The following is a 16,626-nucleotide window of genomic DNA, read 5'->3' on the forward strand; positions in this document are numbered from 1 at the left end:
TATTATAGTGAACGCCATTCACTTTGTCAAGGACGAATTTCACGGCGTGCAGATTGCTTCCTCCAGTCGATCGAGGATCACGCCCGCGAGCGCGGACTTTGCCATCATGGGGCACTCCTCCATGCGTCCATCTGCGTAGAAGATCTGGGCATGATTCGTCGGCGTGCCAAAGCCTGCATTCTGCTCCGCGACGTTGTTCGCCACGATGAAGTCAAGGTTCTTCTTCTGGAGTTTGGCACGTGCATACGCCTCGACGTTCTGCGTCTCTGCCGCAAAGCCGACGAGCACCTGATGCGTCTTTTTCTGTCCCAGCTCATAGAGGATATCGGGGTTGCGCGTCAGTGTGAGCGTCAGTGTGCCCTCCGATTTCTTGATCTTCTGCTCCGCTGTCTCTGCAGGACGATAGTCAGCAACCGCCGCCGCCTTGATGACCGCATCCACGCTGTCATAGTCGGCGAGCACTGCCGCATACATCTCGCGCGCCGTACGCACGTCCACGCGCCGTACACCTGCGGGCGTTTCGAGCGGCGTGGGACCGGAGACAAGGATGACCTCTGCGCCGCGCTGTGCTGCCTCTGCCGCAATGGCGTAGCCCATACGTCCCGTCGAGCGGTTGCCGAGGTAGCGCACGGGATCGAGCGGCTCCTCCGTCCCCGCTGCGGTCACGAGGATGCGCCGCCCTGCGAGGCTCTGCCCACGCGCAAAGTACTCCTTGACGACGCGTACGATCTCCTCCGGCTCGGGCAGGCGCCCTGCGCCCGTCGTGCCGCAGGCAAGCATCCCTATGGCGGGAGGGATGATCTGGACACCGCGCGCAGCGAGCCGCCGCACATTCTCCTGCGTCACAGGATTCTCCCACATGACGGTATTCATCGCAGGAGCAAAGAGAAGAGGAGCACGCGTCGCGAGCAGCGTCGTCGTCAACATGTCGTCGGCAATGCCCGCCGCCGCCTTCGCGAGAAAATTTGCCGTGGCGGGCGCGACGATCACCATCTCGGCAAAGGACGCCAGAGAGATATGCGCCACGTGATGCTGCGGCGCCCTCCACATGGTCTCTGCCACGGGTGCATTGGCGACCTCACGGAAGGTGAGCGGCGTGACGAAGGAGGCTGCCGCCCGCGTCATGACAACGCGCAGCTCGGCTCCCTCCTTGCGCAGAAGGCTCGCGACCTCGACCGCCTTAAAGGCGGCGATCCCGCCCGTCACGCCGAGAATAATGCGCCGTCCTGCGAGCGCGCCCATGTCAGACACTCTCCATGCAGAGGTTGTAGCTGATCTTGCCCTCGGCAATCTCCTCAAATGCATTCGTGACATTTTTCGTCGAGCGTGCACGCTCAGACTTGATGGGATCTCCCTCAAGAATCTGGCGCGCACGCTTTGCCGCGAGCACCACCATCCCGTAGCGGCTGTCCACCTTCGTCATCAGTTCATCCGTCGAAGGGTTGACCATGCCGATTTCTACATTCGTCTTCATTGTTATTTCTGCCTTTCATATATCAAACTGGCTTGGATTCATATCTGCACGCAGCCGCTCCGCCGCAAGGATCGTCTGAATCTGTGCCGCCGCATTCTCCACTGTATCATTGAGTACGGCGTAACGGTAGCGCCTGCCGAGTCGGATTTCGTCGCGTGCCGCCGCAAGGCGCCGCGCAAGACTCTCCTTGGATTCTGTGCCGCGCCCCGTAATGCGGCGGCGCAGCTCCTCAAGGGAGGGCGGCAGGAGGAAGATAAACGTGCCGTCGGGGCAGCGCTCCATCACATTCAGCGCGCCCTGCGTGTCGATCTCAAGCAGGATGTCCTCGCCCGCACTGCGGCGTGCCTCAATCGGAGCGAGCGGCGTGCCGTAGTAGTTGCCGTACACATCCGCGTACTCGAGAAACGCCCCTTCTGCGATCATCGTCTCGAACTCCGTGCGCGTGCGAAAATAATACTCGCGTCCGTCCTGCTCCCCCTCACGCGGGGTGCGCGACGTGGCAGAGACCGAAAAGGCGACACCGCGCTCACGGGCGAGGAGTTCCTTGCAGACCGTTCCCTTGCCTGTGCCCGATGCCCCCGAGATCACAATCAGCAGCCCTTTTTTCATGTCTCCTCCTCCTTTCGCGTTCCCATGCGTCCTGCAATCGTCTCCGGCAAAAGCGCCGAGAGGACGATGTGCCCGCTGTCCATGACGACGACAGCACGCGTCCGCCGCTTGTATGTCGCATCGATCAGCCGTCCCGCGTCGCGCGCATCCTGCACCATGCGTTTGGCGGACATGGAGGTCGGCGCGACGATGGCGACCATGCGTCCCGTCAGGACGATGTCGCCGAATCCAACATTGACCGTCTCCATCTGTCACTCCAAATTCTGCACCTGCTCGCGCAGCTTCTCCACCTCGTTCTTCATCGCGACGACCACCTGCTGAATGGCTGCGCTGTTCACTTTAGCGCCGATCGTGTTCGTCTCGCGGTTGATCTCCTGCAGCAGGAAATCGAGCCGCCGTCCGACAGGCTCATCCTCTGCGAGAATCGTGCGGAACTGGGCAAAGTGACTCGCCAGCCGAACGAGCTCCTCCGTCACATTCACGCGGTCGGCATAGAGTGCCGCCTCCTGCATGATGCGCGTCTCATCGGGCGTAACGGTGCGAAACTCCGCCAGCACCTCCGTGAGATGGGCACGGTAGTCCGCCACGATCTGCGGCGCATGCCGCTTCACCTCTTCGCGCTGCTCCTCGAGGCGCGCGAGACGCTTCTCAAAGTCGCGCACGATATGCGCACCCTCAGCGAGGCGCATGACATCGAGCGCGTCGAGGGCGCGTGCGGCAGCATCCAGAAAGACCGTGCGCGCTCCCGAAAGATCTGCATCCTCGCTGATCGTGATGACGCCCTCGTACGCCGCCGTCATGCGCATGCCGTCCGACAGCGGTGCATCCACGGCATGCGCCACACGGCCGAGCGCCGCGTAATAGGCGCGGGCGAGCCCCTCGTTGACATGAACGGCATAGCGTTTCTCACTGCGATCCTCAAAGCTGACGTAGACATCGAGCTTGCCGCGCGCCACGCGCGTACGGATGAGCTCCCGCAGATCGCCTTCCCATGCACCAAAGGCACGCGGCATGTGCGGTGCGATCTCAAGAAAACGCTGATTGACCGCCTTCATCTCGACCACGACACGATAGTCCGCCGTCTCCGCCGTCCCCGCACCGTAGCCCGTCATACTCCTGCGCTGCGTACTCATCGTACCCCCGGCCACTCGCCCGTGAACACCTGCTCGGCAGGCCCCGTCATCACAATATGTCCGTCCTCGCGCCATGCCACATGGATCACGCCGCCATCCACCTCAATCGCCGCCTCACGGTCGAGTACATCATTCAGCACACCCGCCGTCAGCGTCGCACACGTCCCTGTCCCGCAGGCGAGCGTAATGCCTGCGCCGCGTTCCCAGACGCGCATGCGTGCATGGCGGCGGTCGCGCACCTCGACAAACTCCGTATTGATCCTATTCGGAAACGCCGCATGATGCTCAAACTGCGCACCGAGCTGCTTCAGAGGAAAGCCGTCTGCATCATCCACAAAGACCACGCAGTGCGGGTTGCCCATCGAGACACAGGTCATCGCGTATTCCTTGCCCGCGACCGTGATGGGCTGCGCCACAACGCGCTCCGTACCGAAGCCCGCCACGGGGATACGCGCCCCCTCAAGCACGGGAATACCCATATCCACAGCGACCGCCGACACGGTGCCGTCCTGCACAATGACGCGCGGCACCATCGTCCCCGCCAACGTCTCGACGGTGAACTCGTCCTTCGTCACGTACCCCTCTTCGTAGAGCCAGCGCGAAAAACAGCGGATGCCGTTTCCGCACATCTCCGGCTCCGTCCCGTCGGGGTTGAACTCGCGCATCCGCACATCCGCCGTCTCCGAGGGGCACGCCGCCATCAGGCCGTCCGCACCGACGCCGAAATGACGGTCGCACATCTCGCGCGCGAGGACAGCGAAGTCCACTGGTTCATGATCAAGAAAATCCACAATCACAAAATCATTGCCGCAGCCCTGCCATTTGCTGAATTTCATAAAGTCCCTTTCCTTATCGTATGATATCCCCCATTATAGTATGAATGACCTCTGTGCGCAAGGCACGCAGCCTGCCCTTTCTGCGATAATTGCGGAGACAGCATGCCACCTAGGAAAGCCCCGATAAAATGAAATTCGCCGACTTGCACATCATTTTTTTGACGTGTACAGGAATCACTGATAAAATGAGGTCTGCCAGATTGTCGTAGATTTTTTCGTCCGAACGAGGTGGAAAACCGGACGCAGAGTGGTGCTCTGTGGAGGATTTTCCGCCGAAGTGCGGGCAAAAAAGATGCGTCAAGATGGTTGTACCGAATTTATCAGTGCTTCCTATAATTTTCCTCATCAGACCAAGCGAAAGAAAGGTGATACGATGAGCCTCGACGGATTCTCCATGTCCGCCCTCGTGCGTGAGCTCGCAGGCGCTCTCACGGGCGGACGCATCGACAAGATCAATCAGCCGAACAAGCAGTCCATCGTCCTCGGCATCCGCCAGCCGGGACAGAACCTGCTGCTCTATATCAATACAAATGCGGGCAACCCCTCGGCGCACCTCATCGATACGGCTCCCGAGAACCCGGCTGAGCCGCCGACCTTCGTCATGCTCCTGCGCAAGCAGCTTGAGACAGGGCGCATCGCCGCCGTGCGGCAGGAGGGGCGTGACCGCATCATCCACCTCGACATCGACGTCATCGCGGGCGGCGGCCGCATCGTCACGCGCACGCTCACACTCGAGCTCATCGGCAAGTACAGCAACATCATCCTCCACGAGGACGGCATCATCACCGAGGCACTGCGGCGCATCGGCGAGAACACGAGCCGCGTGCGCACCGTCTACAAGGGGCTCCCCTATGTTCTCCCGCCCGCACAGGAAAAATGCGACCTCCTCACGGCAGACACAGCGGAGATTCTCGCGCGCGTCCGTGCAGCGGGGGAGGCAAAACTCTTTCAGGCACTCATCGGCGCCGTCCTCGGCTTCGGCCCCGTCTCGGCAAAGGAAGCGGCCTTTCTCGCCGGACTCACGCCGAACATCCCTGTCGCTCAGCTGGACGATGCGGACTTCGCCGCGCTCGCAGATGCACTGGTCGAACTGCGCACATGGATGGAAAAGCCCGCCCCCTCTCTGCGCCTTGACGAAAACGGCAAAGTCACGGCGATGGCGGCGTTCCCGCTCAGCACTCTGCCGAAAACGACACTCCTCTCCTATCCCACGGTCAGCGCTCTCATGATTGACGCGGATCGGCGCCTTGGCAGCTACGTCATCCCCGACCGCGAGCGCTTTCGCCGCCTCGTGCGCACGGAGCTCTCCCGTGCGCGAGAGAAATATGAAAAGCTCGGCGCGGAGATCGCCGCCGCCGAAAACGCCGAGGAGCAGAAGATCGCCGCCGACAACCTCATGACCTATCAGTACAACTATGCGGATCATGCCGACGATGCGGTCACGGTCACGAACATCTACAGCGAGACAGGAGAAGCGCTCACCATCCCGCTCGACCGCCGTCTGAACATCATCCAAAACATGCAGGCATACTATAAGAAGTACGACAAGCTGAAGCGCGCGCAGAAGCTCCTCGCCGTCCAGCAGGATGCGTGCCGTGCGAACATCCGCCATCTCGAAAGCATCGAGGCATCGCTCGACTCCTCCACGCGGCTCGCTGAGATCGCGGAGATTCAGGAAGAGCTGATTGCCTCGGGCTATCTGCACGAGAAGATGCCCAAGAAGAACAAGGATCGCCGCGCGCAGCCCTTCTCCTTCACCGCCCCCGACGGCATGACGATCCTCGTCGGCAAGAACAACATGCAGAACGACGCGCTCACCTTTCGGACGGCCGCACCGACAGACCTCTGGCTGCATGTACGTGATATCCCCGGCTCACACGTCATCCTGCGCACGGGCGGTGGGGCGCCGAGCGAGGAGACGCTCCACCTCGCCGCACAGATTGCGGCGCATTTCAGCAAGGCACGCGGCTCCTCGACCGTCCCCGTCGACTACACCGCCATCCGCTTCGTCAAAAAGCCCTCGGGATCCGTCCCCGGCTTCGTCCGCTTTACCCATGAGAAAACGCTCTTCGTCACCGAGGACGAGGAGGCTCTCGCACCTATCCTCGCACAGAATCCAGCAATATAACAAAAAAGAGGTCTGGTACGAAGTTTCTCGCTTCGCACCAGACCCTTTTTTTTCTATGAAATTTTACGCAAACAGCTCAACCTGATTGCTCTCCATCATGCCGTCGAGGCAGCCGTGCGTACGCAGCACCTCGATGGCAGGCGCGGGCACATGAGCGCGCGTCGCGAGATCCTCGACGGAGATGAACCGTCCATCCCGCCGCGCCTCGACAATCGCCTGCGCCGCCTTCTGTCCCACGCCCGGGATCGCCGTAAAGGGCGGCAAAAGGGAGTTTTCATGCAGGATGAATTTCTCCGCATCGGAGGCGTAGAGATCGACGGGCTCACAGGAGAAGCCGCGCAGGTACATCTCCCATGCGAGCTGCAGGACAATGAGCGTGTCCTGCTTCTTGTTGTCCAGCTTGCCGCGGTGCTCACGCGCCTCGGCGAGGAGCGCGTCGATTGCCGCACGCACGGCATCCTTGCCCTTCGAGATGATGTTTGCATCGAACTCTGCGGCGCGGATGGAGAAGTAGGCGGCGTAGTATGCGAGTGGATAGTGCACCTTGCAGAACGCAATACGGTAGCCCATCATGACATACGCGGTCGCATGGGCGCGCGGAAAGAGGTATTTGATCTTCTGGCAGGACTCGATATACCACTCGGGGATCCCGCCCGCGCGCAGTTTCTCCACGACATCGGGCGCGATACCTCTGCCCTTTCGCACATTCTCCATGGTCTTGAACGAGAGCAGCGGCTCGATGCCGTTCTGCATGAGGTAGTTCATGATGTCGTCACGCGCGGAGATCGCGTCCTTCAGCGTACTCGTGCCCGCCTTGATGAGATCCTGTGCGTTGCCGAGCCAGACGTTCGTCCCGTGGGAAAAGCCCGAGATCCGCACGAGATCGGCAAAACAGTCCGGGTTCGAGTCGTCGATCATCTTCTGCGTAAATGACGTGCGGAACTCCGGGATGCCGTACGTCCCCATATTCGCCCCGAGATCTTCAGGCGTGATGCCGAGCGCGTCGGTCGAGGTGAAGATGGACATGGTCGCGGGATCGTCAAACGGGATGGTCTCGGGGTCGCGGTGCGTCAGCTCCTCAAGCATCTTGATGACCGTCGGATCATCGTGTCCGAGAATATCGAGCTTGACGAGACGCTCACTGATGGAATGGTAATCGAAATGGGTCGTGAGTGTATCCGACTCCATATTGTTCGCAGGGCGCTGGATAGGCGTGAAGTAGTGCACGTCCATGTCGCGCGGCACGACCATGATGCCGCCCGCGTGCTGTCCCGTCGTCGCCTTGACCCCCATGCAGCCGCGCATCATGTGCTCGATGTAGGGGCGCCCCTTTGCCTCGCCCTGATCCTCGTAGTAGTGCATGGCATAGCCGTAGGCATTCTTGTCCTGGAGGCCTGCGATTGTACCCGCACGGAATACATTCATCTTGCCGAAGAGAACTTCCGTGTACTTGTGCGCGACGGGCTGATAGTCGCCCGAAAAGTTCAGATCGATATCGGGCACCTTGTCCCCGTCAAAACCGAGGAATACGGCGAACGGGATGTTATGTCCGTCCTTGATGAGCGGCGTGCCGCAGACGGGACAGTCCTCGGACGGCAGATCAAATCCGCTCCCAACCGAGCCGTCGTCGATGAACCGATTGTACTGACAGTGCGGGCAGCGATAGTGCGGCGGCAGCGGGTTGACCTCGGTGACGCCGATCATCGTCGCGACAAAGGAGGAGCCGACCGATCCGCGCGAGCCGACGAGATAGCCGTCATCGTTGGATTTTTTCACGAGGCGCTGGGCGATGATGTAGAGCGCGGCAAATCCATGCCGCAGGATCGGCTTCAGCTCGAGCTCGAGACGGTCGGAGACGATCTTCGGCAGATTCTCGCCGTAGAGTTTTCGCGCGCGTGCGTAGGACATCTCCTGAATCTCGCGATCTGCGCCCGGTACCATCGGCGCATAGAGCTCATCGGGGATTGGGAGAAAGCGCTCCGTCTCCTCCGCGATGCGGCGCGGATTCGTTACGACGCACTCGTAGGCGCGCTCCGCACCGAGATAGTCGAACTCCGCGAGCATCTCCTCCGTCGTGCGCAGATAGAGCGGCGGCTGACGCTCGGCGTCACGGTAGCCATTCGCCTTTTGGATCATGGCGCGGTAGACGGCATCCTCGGGATTGAGGAAATGCACATCGCAGGTCGCGATCAGCGGCTTGCCGAGTTTGCGTGCCAGCTCGTCCACCTTGCGGTTGATGTCCCTGAGATCCTCGTCCGTCTGCATGGGAAAGCGGTCGTCAAATTTCAAAAAGTCATTGTTGTGAATGGGCTGGATCTCGAGGAAGTCGTAGAACTTCGCCATCTCCTCCAGCTCCGCATCGGGACGCCCGGCGACGATGCCGCGGATCAGCTCGCCCGCCTCGCAGGCAGAGCCGACGATGATCCCCTCGCGGTACTGCTCTAGGACGGCACGCGGCACACGCGGCCGACCGCGCTTCTTTGTCCCGCGGAAGTAGCGAATATGCGAGAGCGAGACGAGCTTATAGAGGTTATAGAGCCCCGTCTTATTTTTCGCCAAAAAGATGATGTGAAAGGCACGGGCGTCGTCCTCTCCGTCGACGAGATAGCCCTCCATGCCATAGATGATCTTGATGTCGATGCCCTTCTTCGCGAGGGCGCGCGCCGTATTCATCGCCTCGGGGAATGCCTGCACGACGCCGTGGTCGGTGATGGCGACCGCCGGCCAGCCCCAACGCGCCGCCGTCTCGACGAGCACCTTGGGCGGGACGACGGCATCGAGCGCGCTCATCTTCGTATGCGCGTGCAGCTCAACGCGTTTTTCCTCCGCTGTATCCTCACGCTGCGGGACGCTGCGCCGCTCCATGCTGTCGATGAAGAGCACATAGTCGCTGATGAATTTATCGTATTCGATTTTCCCTTGGATGCGCACCGCACCGCCCTTGCCGATCGCCTTGATGATGCGTTCGACCTCGGCGTCAATCTCCTCCTGCGTCGTCTTGCCGCGCGCGGAGAAAAACTTCTTGCAGCTGATTCCGTTCGTCGCATCGGCAAATTTGATGGTGAGGATATAGGCACCGGACTTCAGCTGGTTCGCCTGTGAGTCAAAGACCTCGCCCTCGAGGACGACGTTCTTGACCTCGTCCTCGATCACGCCCAACGTGCGTGCCTCGCCCGAGACGCCGCGCCCCATAATGACATTGGCAGGGAGCTCCTTCACCTTGGTGTTTTTCGCCGCGCGCGCCAGTGCGGCGGATGGTGTCGCCTTGGTTGGTGCAGCGGCAGGCACGGCGGGCGGTGTCCAGTCTGCGCTGGGGAGTGCGCCACTGAGCGCAGACTCCTCGCAGACGACGCGGCAGGCGCAGCCGACATGCGTGCGCACGGCATGCTCGATACGTCCTGCCGTACTGCTCTGCGCAAAGAGCTCTGCGCCGAATGCACCGGGCGCAGAGATACGGATGACGTTGCCGTCCACAGCGTAGTCCGCCTGCAGCAGCGTATGATAGAGGACGGCATCGCCCGCGGCAGCATCGCGGACGATCTGCTCCCAGAGCGGCGCGACCGCCGGGGCAAGCGCGACGAGATTCTGCTGGATGAGCACCTGCGAGAGCTGATAGTTCGCCGCCACCTGCGCCGCGATGCGCTCGATGAGAGCATCATCCATGACCGTCTGCGTTCCGACGACAATCTCCCACGTATCGCCGCATACCTCGACATGACGGACGACGCAGGCACGCAAAAGAGCCCGCTCCTCCTCGGTGAGGGCGAGCCCATGCAGCAGGCGCAGCAGCAGATCTGCCGCACATGAAAGGATTCGATAGGTCTTCATTCGTCGTACAGCCTCTTGTACTGTTCCCTGTCCTCAAGCACGCGGCGCACGTAGAGCCGCGTCTCGGGGTAGGGAATCGCGTCGATTTCGTCGAACTGATCGGTCCAATGACGGCGCTCCATCCAGTCGCGCACATTGCCGCGCCCCGCATTGTACGCTGCGAGCGCGAGAATGTCGTTGCCGCCGAACTCGCGCTCCAGTTCGGCAAGATACCATACCCCGTAGCGGATGTTAAGGGCGGGATCGTAGAGGTAGTCCTCCGTGAACGGTTCCCCGAGCTGCCCCGCGATCCATGCAGCGGTCTGCGGCATGAGCTGCATCAGCCCAACCGCACCGCCGTCCGAGCGTGCTGTCGTCTGAAACTTGCTCTCGTGCTTGATGACAGCCGCAACGAGGAATGGATCCGTGCGCTGCTGCGCGGCACTCGTCTCGATGTAGCTGCGGTAGTCATAGGGGTAGAGCCACGTCCGTTCGAAGATCGTCCAGCCGCCAACGAGGGCAAAGGCGATTAGTGCTGCGACAACAAGACGCAGCAGCAGCCACAGCCGAAGCCGCAGATTACGCACGCCCGAGGTACGTCTCCCATAGTTTTTCCACACGCTCTTTCGTCTCTTCCCTTGTCCCACTGTTATCGATTACCACATCCGCCCGCATGCATTTCTCGGCGAGCGGCATCTGCGCAGCGATACGTGCACGCGCCTCTGCCTCGTCCATCGTATGATCGCGCGCAAGGAGACGTGCCAGCTGCTCCTCGGGCGGGAGGGTAACCACCCACGTATCGTTCGTGAGGGCATCCCAGCCCGCCTCAAAGAGGAGCGGCACATCGAGCACCACAACAGCAGTGCCGTCCATGTGGGCGGCATCCAGACGATCCTCTGCAGCCGCGCGGATGATCGGGTGCACGCGGGCGTTCATCTTGTCGCGCAGTACTGTGTCAGAAAAGACACGCCGTGCGATCTCCGCGCGGTCGAGCGTCCCCTCGGGAGTCACAATCTCCGGCCCAAAGAGCTCCACATAGGCGTGAAAGATGGGCTGATTTGGCTGAGAGAGTTCATGGGCTATCGCATCTGCATCCACAATACATGCGCCGCAGTCCTTCAGCATCTTGCTGACCGTAGATTTTCCGCAGGCGATTCCGCCCGTCAGTCCGATGATCCTCACGCGTTACTTTGCCTCCGCCCAGTTCTTCCCACTATGCACATCGACGGCAAGCGGCACAGCCAGCTCTGCCGCCCCGCTCATCGCTGTGCGCAGGAGCTCCGTGACCGTCTCCGTCTCTTCTGTCGTGACCTCTAGGACAAGCTCATCGTGCACCTGCAGCAGGATGCGGCTCTTTACGCCCGCCGCCTGCAGTGCGTCGTAGGCGCGCACCATCGCGATCTTGATGAGGTCGGCCGCTGTCCCTTGGATCGGCGTATTCATCGCCATGCGCTCCGCGAAGGAACGCTGCATATAGTTGCGGCTCGCGAGCGCGGGAAGAGCGCGCCGCCGCCCGTAGAGCGTCGTCACATAGCCGTTTGCATGCGCATCCGCCACAATTTTATCGAGGAAGGTGCGTACGCCGTGATAGCGTTCAAAATAGCGGTCGATGTAGCCGCCGGCCTCCCTGCGTCCGATGCCGAGATCGCGCGCCAGCCCAAAGTCGCTGAGCCCGTAGACAATGCCGAAATTGACCGCCTTGGCACGGCGTCGCTGCTCCGGCGTCACCGCGTCCAGCGGCACGCCGAACACCTCCGCTGCCGTGCGCGCATGGATGTCCTGCCCCTGACGGAACGCATCGATCAGCGTCGCATCGCCCGACATGTGCGCGAGGATGCGCAGCTCGATCTGCGAGTAGTCCGCCGAGAGCAGTGCGTCATAGCCTTCCCCCGGGGTAAAGAGAGCACGCACGGCGCGCCCCTCCTCCGTCCGCACGGGGATGTTCTGGAGGTTCGGGTCAGAACTCGAGAGCCGCCCCGTCGCCGTCACGGTTTGGTTAAAGCTCGTATGGACGCGCCCCGTGGCGGGGCGGATGAGTGCGCCGATGCCGTCGAGATAGGTCGAGCGCAGCTTCGTCCACATACGGTAGGTCAGTACCTTATCAATGATGGGATGCTGATCACGCAGCCCCTCCAAGGTTTCCGCATTGGTCGAGTAGCCCGTCTTGGTCTTTTTGACCTTCCCGTCGCCGAGCCCGAGCTGCTCAAAGAGGATCTCCCCGAGCTGCTTGGGGGAGCTGATGTTGAACTCCGTCCCCGCGAGTGTATGAATCTCACGTGCCAGTGCGTCGATGCGCTCTGTCGCTGCCGCGCGCTCATGCTCCAGTGCCGCACGATTCACGCATACGCCCGTCTGCTCCATCGCCGCGAGTACGGGGACAAGCGGCAGCTCCACCGTACGATAGAGATGCATCAGTTCCTGCGCCGCAAGCTCCGTCTCCATGATGGGCTGCAGGCGCGCAGAAAGAAGCGCCTCGTGCACAGCATACGCCTCAGGTGAGAGTCCCTCTGCCGAGGTCGTATCGCCAAGGAACGCAAACGCCGCGCGTGCCATGTCGCGTCGGCTCTCCTCGGGGTGCAGCAGATAGTCCGCCAGCTCCAGATCAAAGATCTGTGCCGTCCCCCGCAGTCCTGCCTGTACGTAGCGCTTCGCATTCCAGAGTGCGACGGAACGCTCCGCCAAGCATGCCAAAATGGCGGCAAAATGCGGAGACGATGCAGACAGGATGCGCCGCTCCCCATCCATGACGAGGGCGAGTGTCGTGACCTCCACGAAGGGCGGCGTACCCGCAAAGACAGCACCGACGGCGACCTTTTCCGCCGTGCGCAGCAACTCCATATCGGCATCACAAAATTCCGCTGCCGTGAGATCGGCGGCAGGTGCAGGCGCGCCAAAGAGCGACTGCTGCGCTGCGGCGGAAGCCGGTGTCTCAGCCGCCCCTATGTACTCCGACAGAGCACGCCAGACCGTGCGCAGCTCATAGGCATGACAGAATGCCTCGAGCGCAGCACGATCCGGCTGCATGCGGAAGGCCTCCGCATCGTAGTGCAGCTCCGGCACATGACATTCGATCGTGGCGAGTTGCTTGGAGAGCAGTGCCTGCGCGCGATATTTCGCGAGCGACGTACTGAGCTTTTTCCCGCTGACCTCTGCGGCATGGTCGAGAACGTTCTCGATGCTCTCATAGGCGAGCAGAAGCTTTGTCGCCGTCTTCGGGCCGACACCGGGCACGCCCGGAATGTTGTCCGAGCTGTCGCCCATCAGCCCCTTCATATCGATCAGGCGGATCGGCGGGAAGCCGTACTCCTCCTCGAATATTGCCGTATCATACGCCTTCGTCTCGCTGATGCCCTTCTTCGTCAAAAGGACGGTGAGCTGCGGGCGAATGAGCTGCAGGGCATCGCGGTCGCCCGTAATGACGCGCGTCTCCACGCCCTCTGCCGCCGCCTGCACCGCGAGCGTGCCGATGATGTCGTCCGCCTCGTAGTCATCAAGTTCGAGAAACGAAATGCCGAGTGCCTCCGCCAGCTCCTTCAGCAGCGGGATCTGGGCGATCAATTCTTCCGGCGTTTTGTCCCGCGTTCCCTTGTAGTCGGGATAGAGAGCCGTGCGAAATGTCGTACGGCTCTTGTCGAATGCGATGACGATCTGTGTCGGCGACAGCTCCTTCAGGAGCTTTACGAGCATCATGGCAAAGCCATGTACTGCATTCGTATGAATTCCGCGCGCATTCGGCGGGAGCTGCAGCGCATAGAACGCGCGAAAGAAGAGGCTGCTCCCGTCAATGACGGCAAATATTCCGCTGCTCACAGGTTCGGCTTGTCCTGATCCTCAAGGCGCATGAGGATGAAGATATAGTCCGAGAGACGGTTGAGATAACGCAGGTCGATCTCTGCCACAGAGCCGCGCCGCGCCAAGGTCCACGCATGACGCTCCGCCGCCCGTGCCGTCGTGCGCGCGAGATCGAGCATTGCACTCGACTTCTTGTCGCCCGGGATGATGAACTCCTGCAGCTCGGGCAGGCTCTCCTCAATGTCCGCGATCGACTTCTCAATACCTGTGACCATTTCCTCTGTGATGCGCGGTGCCTTGTTGCGGCTCGCGAAGTCCGCCATCAGCACACCGAGCTGCTTCTGCAGATTGTAGATACGCTCCTTGACCTCGGAGCTCGTCACGAAGGCACGCGCCATTCCGAGGGTCGAGCCGAGGCTGTCCACGGCTCCATAGACCTCCACGCGCATATCATCCTTCGCGATGCGCTCCCCCGTAAAAAGGCTCGTCATCCCCTGATCGCCGGTTTTTGTTGTTACACTCATCGCATGTTCCTCCTCTGCCGATAAATGCACCCGATCATACCGTGTATGATCGGGTACAGCAAACATCATTAATTAATTTCTAGAAGATCTCCGTCTCACTGAAGAAGATATGCACCTCGCGCGCCGCACTCTCGGGACTGTCGGATGCGTGAACGGCGTTCTCACTCCCATTTTTCGCAAAGCGCTTGCGGATCGTTCCCTCAGCCGCGTTCGCAGGATTCGTCGCGCCGTGCAGCTCACGCACGCGCGCAATCGCATTGTCCCCAGCGAGTACCATCGCCACGAGCGGCGCCGAGGTCATGAACGCGGCGAGCTCTCCGTAAAACGGCTTTTCAAGATGCTCTGCATAGTGGATGCGTGCGATGCGGTCCGTCATCTGCATCATCTTCATCGCGCGGATCTCAAGCCCTGCCTCCTCGTACGCCTTCGTAATGTCCCCGATGTGATGGGCACCGACAGCATCCGGCTTAATGAGAACCAATGTCCGTTCCATTACTTCATCTCCTCAATGATACGTTTATACTCTTCTCCAAGGTCGGCGTAGTTGAGTGCCGCCGCCTGAAGTGCCTCGATTTCATCGTCGCGCAGGGCGCGTACGATCTGTGCGGGATTGCCGAACACAAGAGAATTCGATGGAATCTTTTTATGCTGCGAGAGGAATGTCCCCGCGCCGATCACAACGTTTTCGCCGATCTCGGAGTAGCCCATGATGATCGAGCCCATGCCGACCAGCGTATTAGCCCCAATGTGGCGTGCATGCACCACGGCATTGTGTCCGATGATGACACCATCGTCGATCCGTACGGGTGCATCTCCCATAACATGGATCGTCGCGTTCTCTTGAATGTTGGTGTTCTTTCCAATCGTAATCGGCTGAAAATCTCCGCGCACCACAGCACCAAACCAGACACTCGAACCGGCTCCGATGGTCACGTCGCCGATCACGGCCGCCGTGGGCGCGATAAACGCCGTTTCATCGATAACGGGAGTCTTCCCGCGATAGGGCAGAATGATTTTGTCCACCTATACGCGCCTCCTTCGTACAGATCATCCAGCATCATACAAACGTATTATAACACGCTTATTCCTTCTCCAACAAGAGTTTTTTCAGGATGGCGATGTGCGCCGTACGCAGCCATGCACCAATTTCCGCACCGCGCAATGCAGGCGGCGCGTCACGCCCCGTAACCGTGCGCATCGCTGCAAGATATGCCTCTCCGCAGCGGAGATACCGCGGCAGACTGCCGTGATCGGCACGAATCACAACGTTAAAGTCCGTGACAGAGAGCCCTGATGATTCAATTCCAAACAGGAGATCCACGATCTTTCCGGGATGCGTCAGGCGCGGCGCACGCATGTGCTGACGGATCACAAACGCCGCCGCCTTTTTCCAATCATGGGGAAGTGTCATGCGTTGATTCCATGATGCGAGTGCCTCAAGCCCTGTTTCTTCATGCCTGTAGTGATGCGGCAGCATCTCCTGCGGCGTCCTCCCCTTGCCAAGATCATGCGCAAGCGCAGCGAAACGAACGATGATATTGTCTGACCTCTCCGCGACAACATCGAGCATCGCCATCGTATGAGCATAGGCATCGCCCTCGGGATGAAACTCCGTCGGCTGCGTCTGCCCGATGAGTGCCGCAACCTCGGGGAACGTCACTGTGAGGAGATCGGCCGCACGCAGCACGCGGAAGAACACCGAGGGGCGCGGCGTCATCAGTGCGCGCCGCAGCTCCCCCATCAGACGCTCAGACGGTTCATGCTGCAGCTCCTCCGCACAGGCCCGCATCAGAGCCAGCGTCTTCTCCTCCACCGTGTACCCGAACTCCGCCGCCTGCCGTGCCGCACGCAGGGCACGCACGGGATCCTCTAAGAAATGCGGCGATACGGCACGGATGATCCCAGCCGCAAGATCTGCCTGTCCGCCGTAGGGATCGAGCAGTGTGCCCGCCGGCAGCTCCACCGCCATCGCATTCATCGTCGTATCGCGGCGATAGAGATCCTCTTCGATGGTCACGGTCGGATCAAACGTCACGTCAAAGCCGCGGTACCCCGCCCCCGTCTTGCGCTCTCTGCGTGCAAAGGCGACCTCGGAACGCACGCCGCCAATGCGCACATGATAGACGGGAAACCCCTTGCCGATCTTCTCCGCCCGCGGGAAAAGCACACAGAACTCCGCTTCCGTCAGCCCCGTGACAACATAGTCCACATCCTTCGGCGGCACACCGCGGACGGCATCACGGACACAGCCGCCAACGCGGAAAACATGCGCTCCTGCGCCGCGCAACTCCGCCACGAACGCCCCCTCTGTCATGCGTTCACC

At 60.9% G+C, this 16,626-nt stretch carries 15 protein-coding genes; 1 reads left to right on the plus strand and 14 read right to left on the minus strand.

Going from position 1 to position 16,626, the window contains the following annotated elements; translation table 11 throughout:
- Positions 1-39: 39 nt before the first annotated feature.
- The 6 genes from coaBC to dapF are packed head-to-tail and all read right to left on the minus strand — an operon-like array spanning position 40 to position 4,052.
- Positions 40-1,242, minus strand: a complete 1,203-nt coding sequence (gene coaBC / locus HMPREF9166_RS05480) for a bifunctional phosphopantothenoylcysteine decarboxylase/phosphopantothenate--cysteine ligase CoaBC (RefSeq protein WP_009752993.1) — start codon at positions 1,240-1,242, stop codon at positions 40-42.
- A 1-nt stretch (position 1,243) separates the two neighbouring features.
- A complete protein-coding gene (gene rpoZ / locus HMPREF9166_RS05485; RefSeq protein WP_006690137.1) occupies positions 1,244-1,474 on the minus strand; it encodes a DNA-directed RNA polymerase subunit omega in 231 nt (76 codons plus the stop codon).
- Between the two features lie 15 nt (positions 1,475-1,489).
- Positions 1,490-2,083: a guanylate kinase gene (gene gmk / locus HMPREF9166_RS05490; protein ID WP_009752994.1), complete on the minus strand. Its 594-nt coding sequence runs from the start codon at positions 2,081-2,083 to the stop codon at positions 1,490-1,492.
- On the minus strand, positions 2,080-2,331 hold the full coding sequence (locus HMPREF9166_RS05495; protein ID WP_009752995.1) for a DUF370 domain-containing protein: 252 nt from the start codon (positions 2,329-2,331) through the stop codon (positions 2,080-2,082). Before HMPREF9166_RS05495 ends, gmk begins: the two co-directional genes overlap by 4 nt.
- Before the next feature lie 3 nt (positions 2,332-2,334).
- Entirely contained in the window at positions 2,335-3,216 is an 882-nt protein-coding gene (locus HMPREF9166_RS05500) for a YicC/YloC family endoribonuclease (RefSeq protein ID WP_009752996.1), read from the minus strand.
- On the minus strand, positions 3,213-4,052 hold the full coding sequence (gene dapF / locus HMPREF9166_RS05505) for a diaminopimelate epimerase (protein WP_009752997.1): 840 nt from the start codon (positions 4,050-4,052) through the stop codon (positions 3,213-3,215). The genes HMPREF9166_RS05500 and dapF overlap by 4 nt, the downstream gene beginning before the upstream one ends.
- A gap of 373 nt (positions 4,053-4,425) precedes the next feature.
- On the opposite strand from dapF, the gene HMPREF9166_RS05510 reads away from it, so the two are divergent.
- The gene (locus tag HMPREF9166_RS05510) at positions 4,426-6,180 is read left to right on the plus strand and encodes an NFACT family protein (protein WP_039981082.1); all 1,755 of its coding nucleotides are present in this window, start codon (positions 4,426-4,428) and stop codon (positions 6,178-6,180) included.
- Positions 6,181-6,243: 63 nt separating this feature from the next.
- Here the strand turns inward: HMPREF9166_RS05510 and HMPREF9166_RS05515 are convergent, their stop codons facing one another.
- The 8 genes from HMPREF9166_RS05515 to HMPREF9166_RS05550 all read right to left on the minus strand — a co-directional run bounded on the left by HMPREF9166_RS05515 (position 6,244) and on the right by HMPREF9166_RS05550 (position 16,617).
- Entirely contained in the window at positions 6,244-10,008 is a 3,765-nt protein-coding gene (locus HMPREF9166_RS05515) for a PolC-type DNA polymerase III (RefSeq protein WP_009753000.1), read from the minus strand.
- Positions 10,005-10,574, minus strand: a complete 570-nt coding sequence (locus tag HMPREF9166_RS05520) for a lytic transglycosylase domain-containing protein (protein ID WP_009753001.1) — start codon at positions 10,572-10,574, stop codon at positions 10,005-10,007. Before HMPREF9166_RS05520 ends, HMPREF9166_RS05515 begins: the two co-directional genes overlap by 4 nt.
- Complete coding sequence (gene coaE, locus HMPREF9166_RS05525; protein ID WP_009753002.1) at positions 10,567-11,169, minus strand: dephospho-CoA kinase; 603 nt, start codon at positions 11,167-11,169, stop codon at positions 10,567-10,569. Before coaE ends, HMPREF9166_RS05520 begins: the two co-directional genes overlap by 8 nt.
- Positions 11,170-11,172: 3 nt before the next feature.
- Positions 11,173-13,797, minus strand: a complete 2,625-nt coding sequence (gene polA / locus HMPREF9166_RS05530; protein WP_009753003.1) for a DNA polymerase I — start codon at positions 13,795-13,797, stop codon at positions 11,173-11,175.
- Positions 13,794-14,303 carry a cob(I)yrinic acid a,c-diamide adenosyltransferase gene (locus HMPREF9166_RS05535; RefSeq protein ID WP_039981084.1) on the minus strand — a complete coding sequence of 170 codons (510 nt, stop codon included), beginning with the start codon at positions 14,301-14,303 and terminating at the stop codon, positions 13,794-13,796. The genes polA and HMPREF9166_RS05535 overlap by 4 nt, the downstream gene beginning before the upstream one ends.
- Positions 14,304-14,382: 79 nt before the next feature.
- The gene (gene ndk, locus HMPREF9166_RS05540; RefSeq protein ID WP_009753005.1) at positions 14,383-14,796 is read right to left on the minus strand and encodes a nucleoside-diphosphate kinase; all 414 of its coding nucleotides are present in this window, start codon (positions 14,794-14,796) and stop codon (positions 14,383-14,385) included.
- Positions 14,796-15,326, minus strand: coding sequence for a gamma carbonic anhydrase family protein (locus HMPREF9166_RS05545; RefSeq protein ID WP_009753006.1), 531 nt, complete (start codon positions 15,324-15,326; stop codon positions 14,796-14,798). Before HMPREF9166_RS05545 ends, ndk begins: the two co-directional genes overlap by 1 nt.
- A gap of 58 nt (positions 15,327-15,384) precedes the next feature.
- Positions 15,385-16,617 carry an HD domain-containing protein gene (locus HMPREF9166_RS05550; protein WP_009753007.1) on the minus strand — a complete coding sequence of 411 codons (1,233 nt, stop codon included), beginning with the start codon at positions 16,615-16,617 and terminating at the stop codon, positions 15,385-15,387.
- Positions 16,618-16,626: the final 9 nt, after the last annotated feature.

The sequence above is a fragment of the Selenomonas sp. oral taxon 149 str. 67H29BP genome, from assembly GCF_000146365.1.
GTDB classification, from domain to species: Bacteria; Bacillota; Negativicutes; order Selenomonadales; family Selenomonadaceae; genus Centipeda; species Centipeda felix.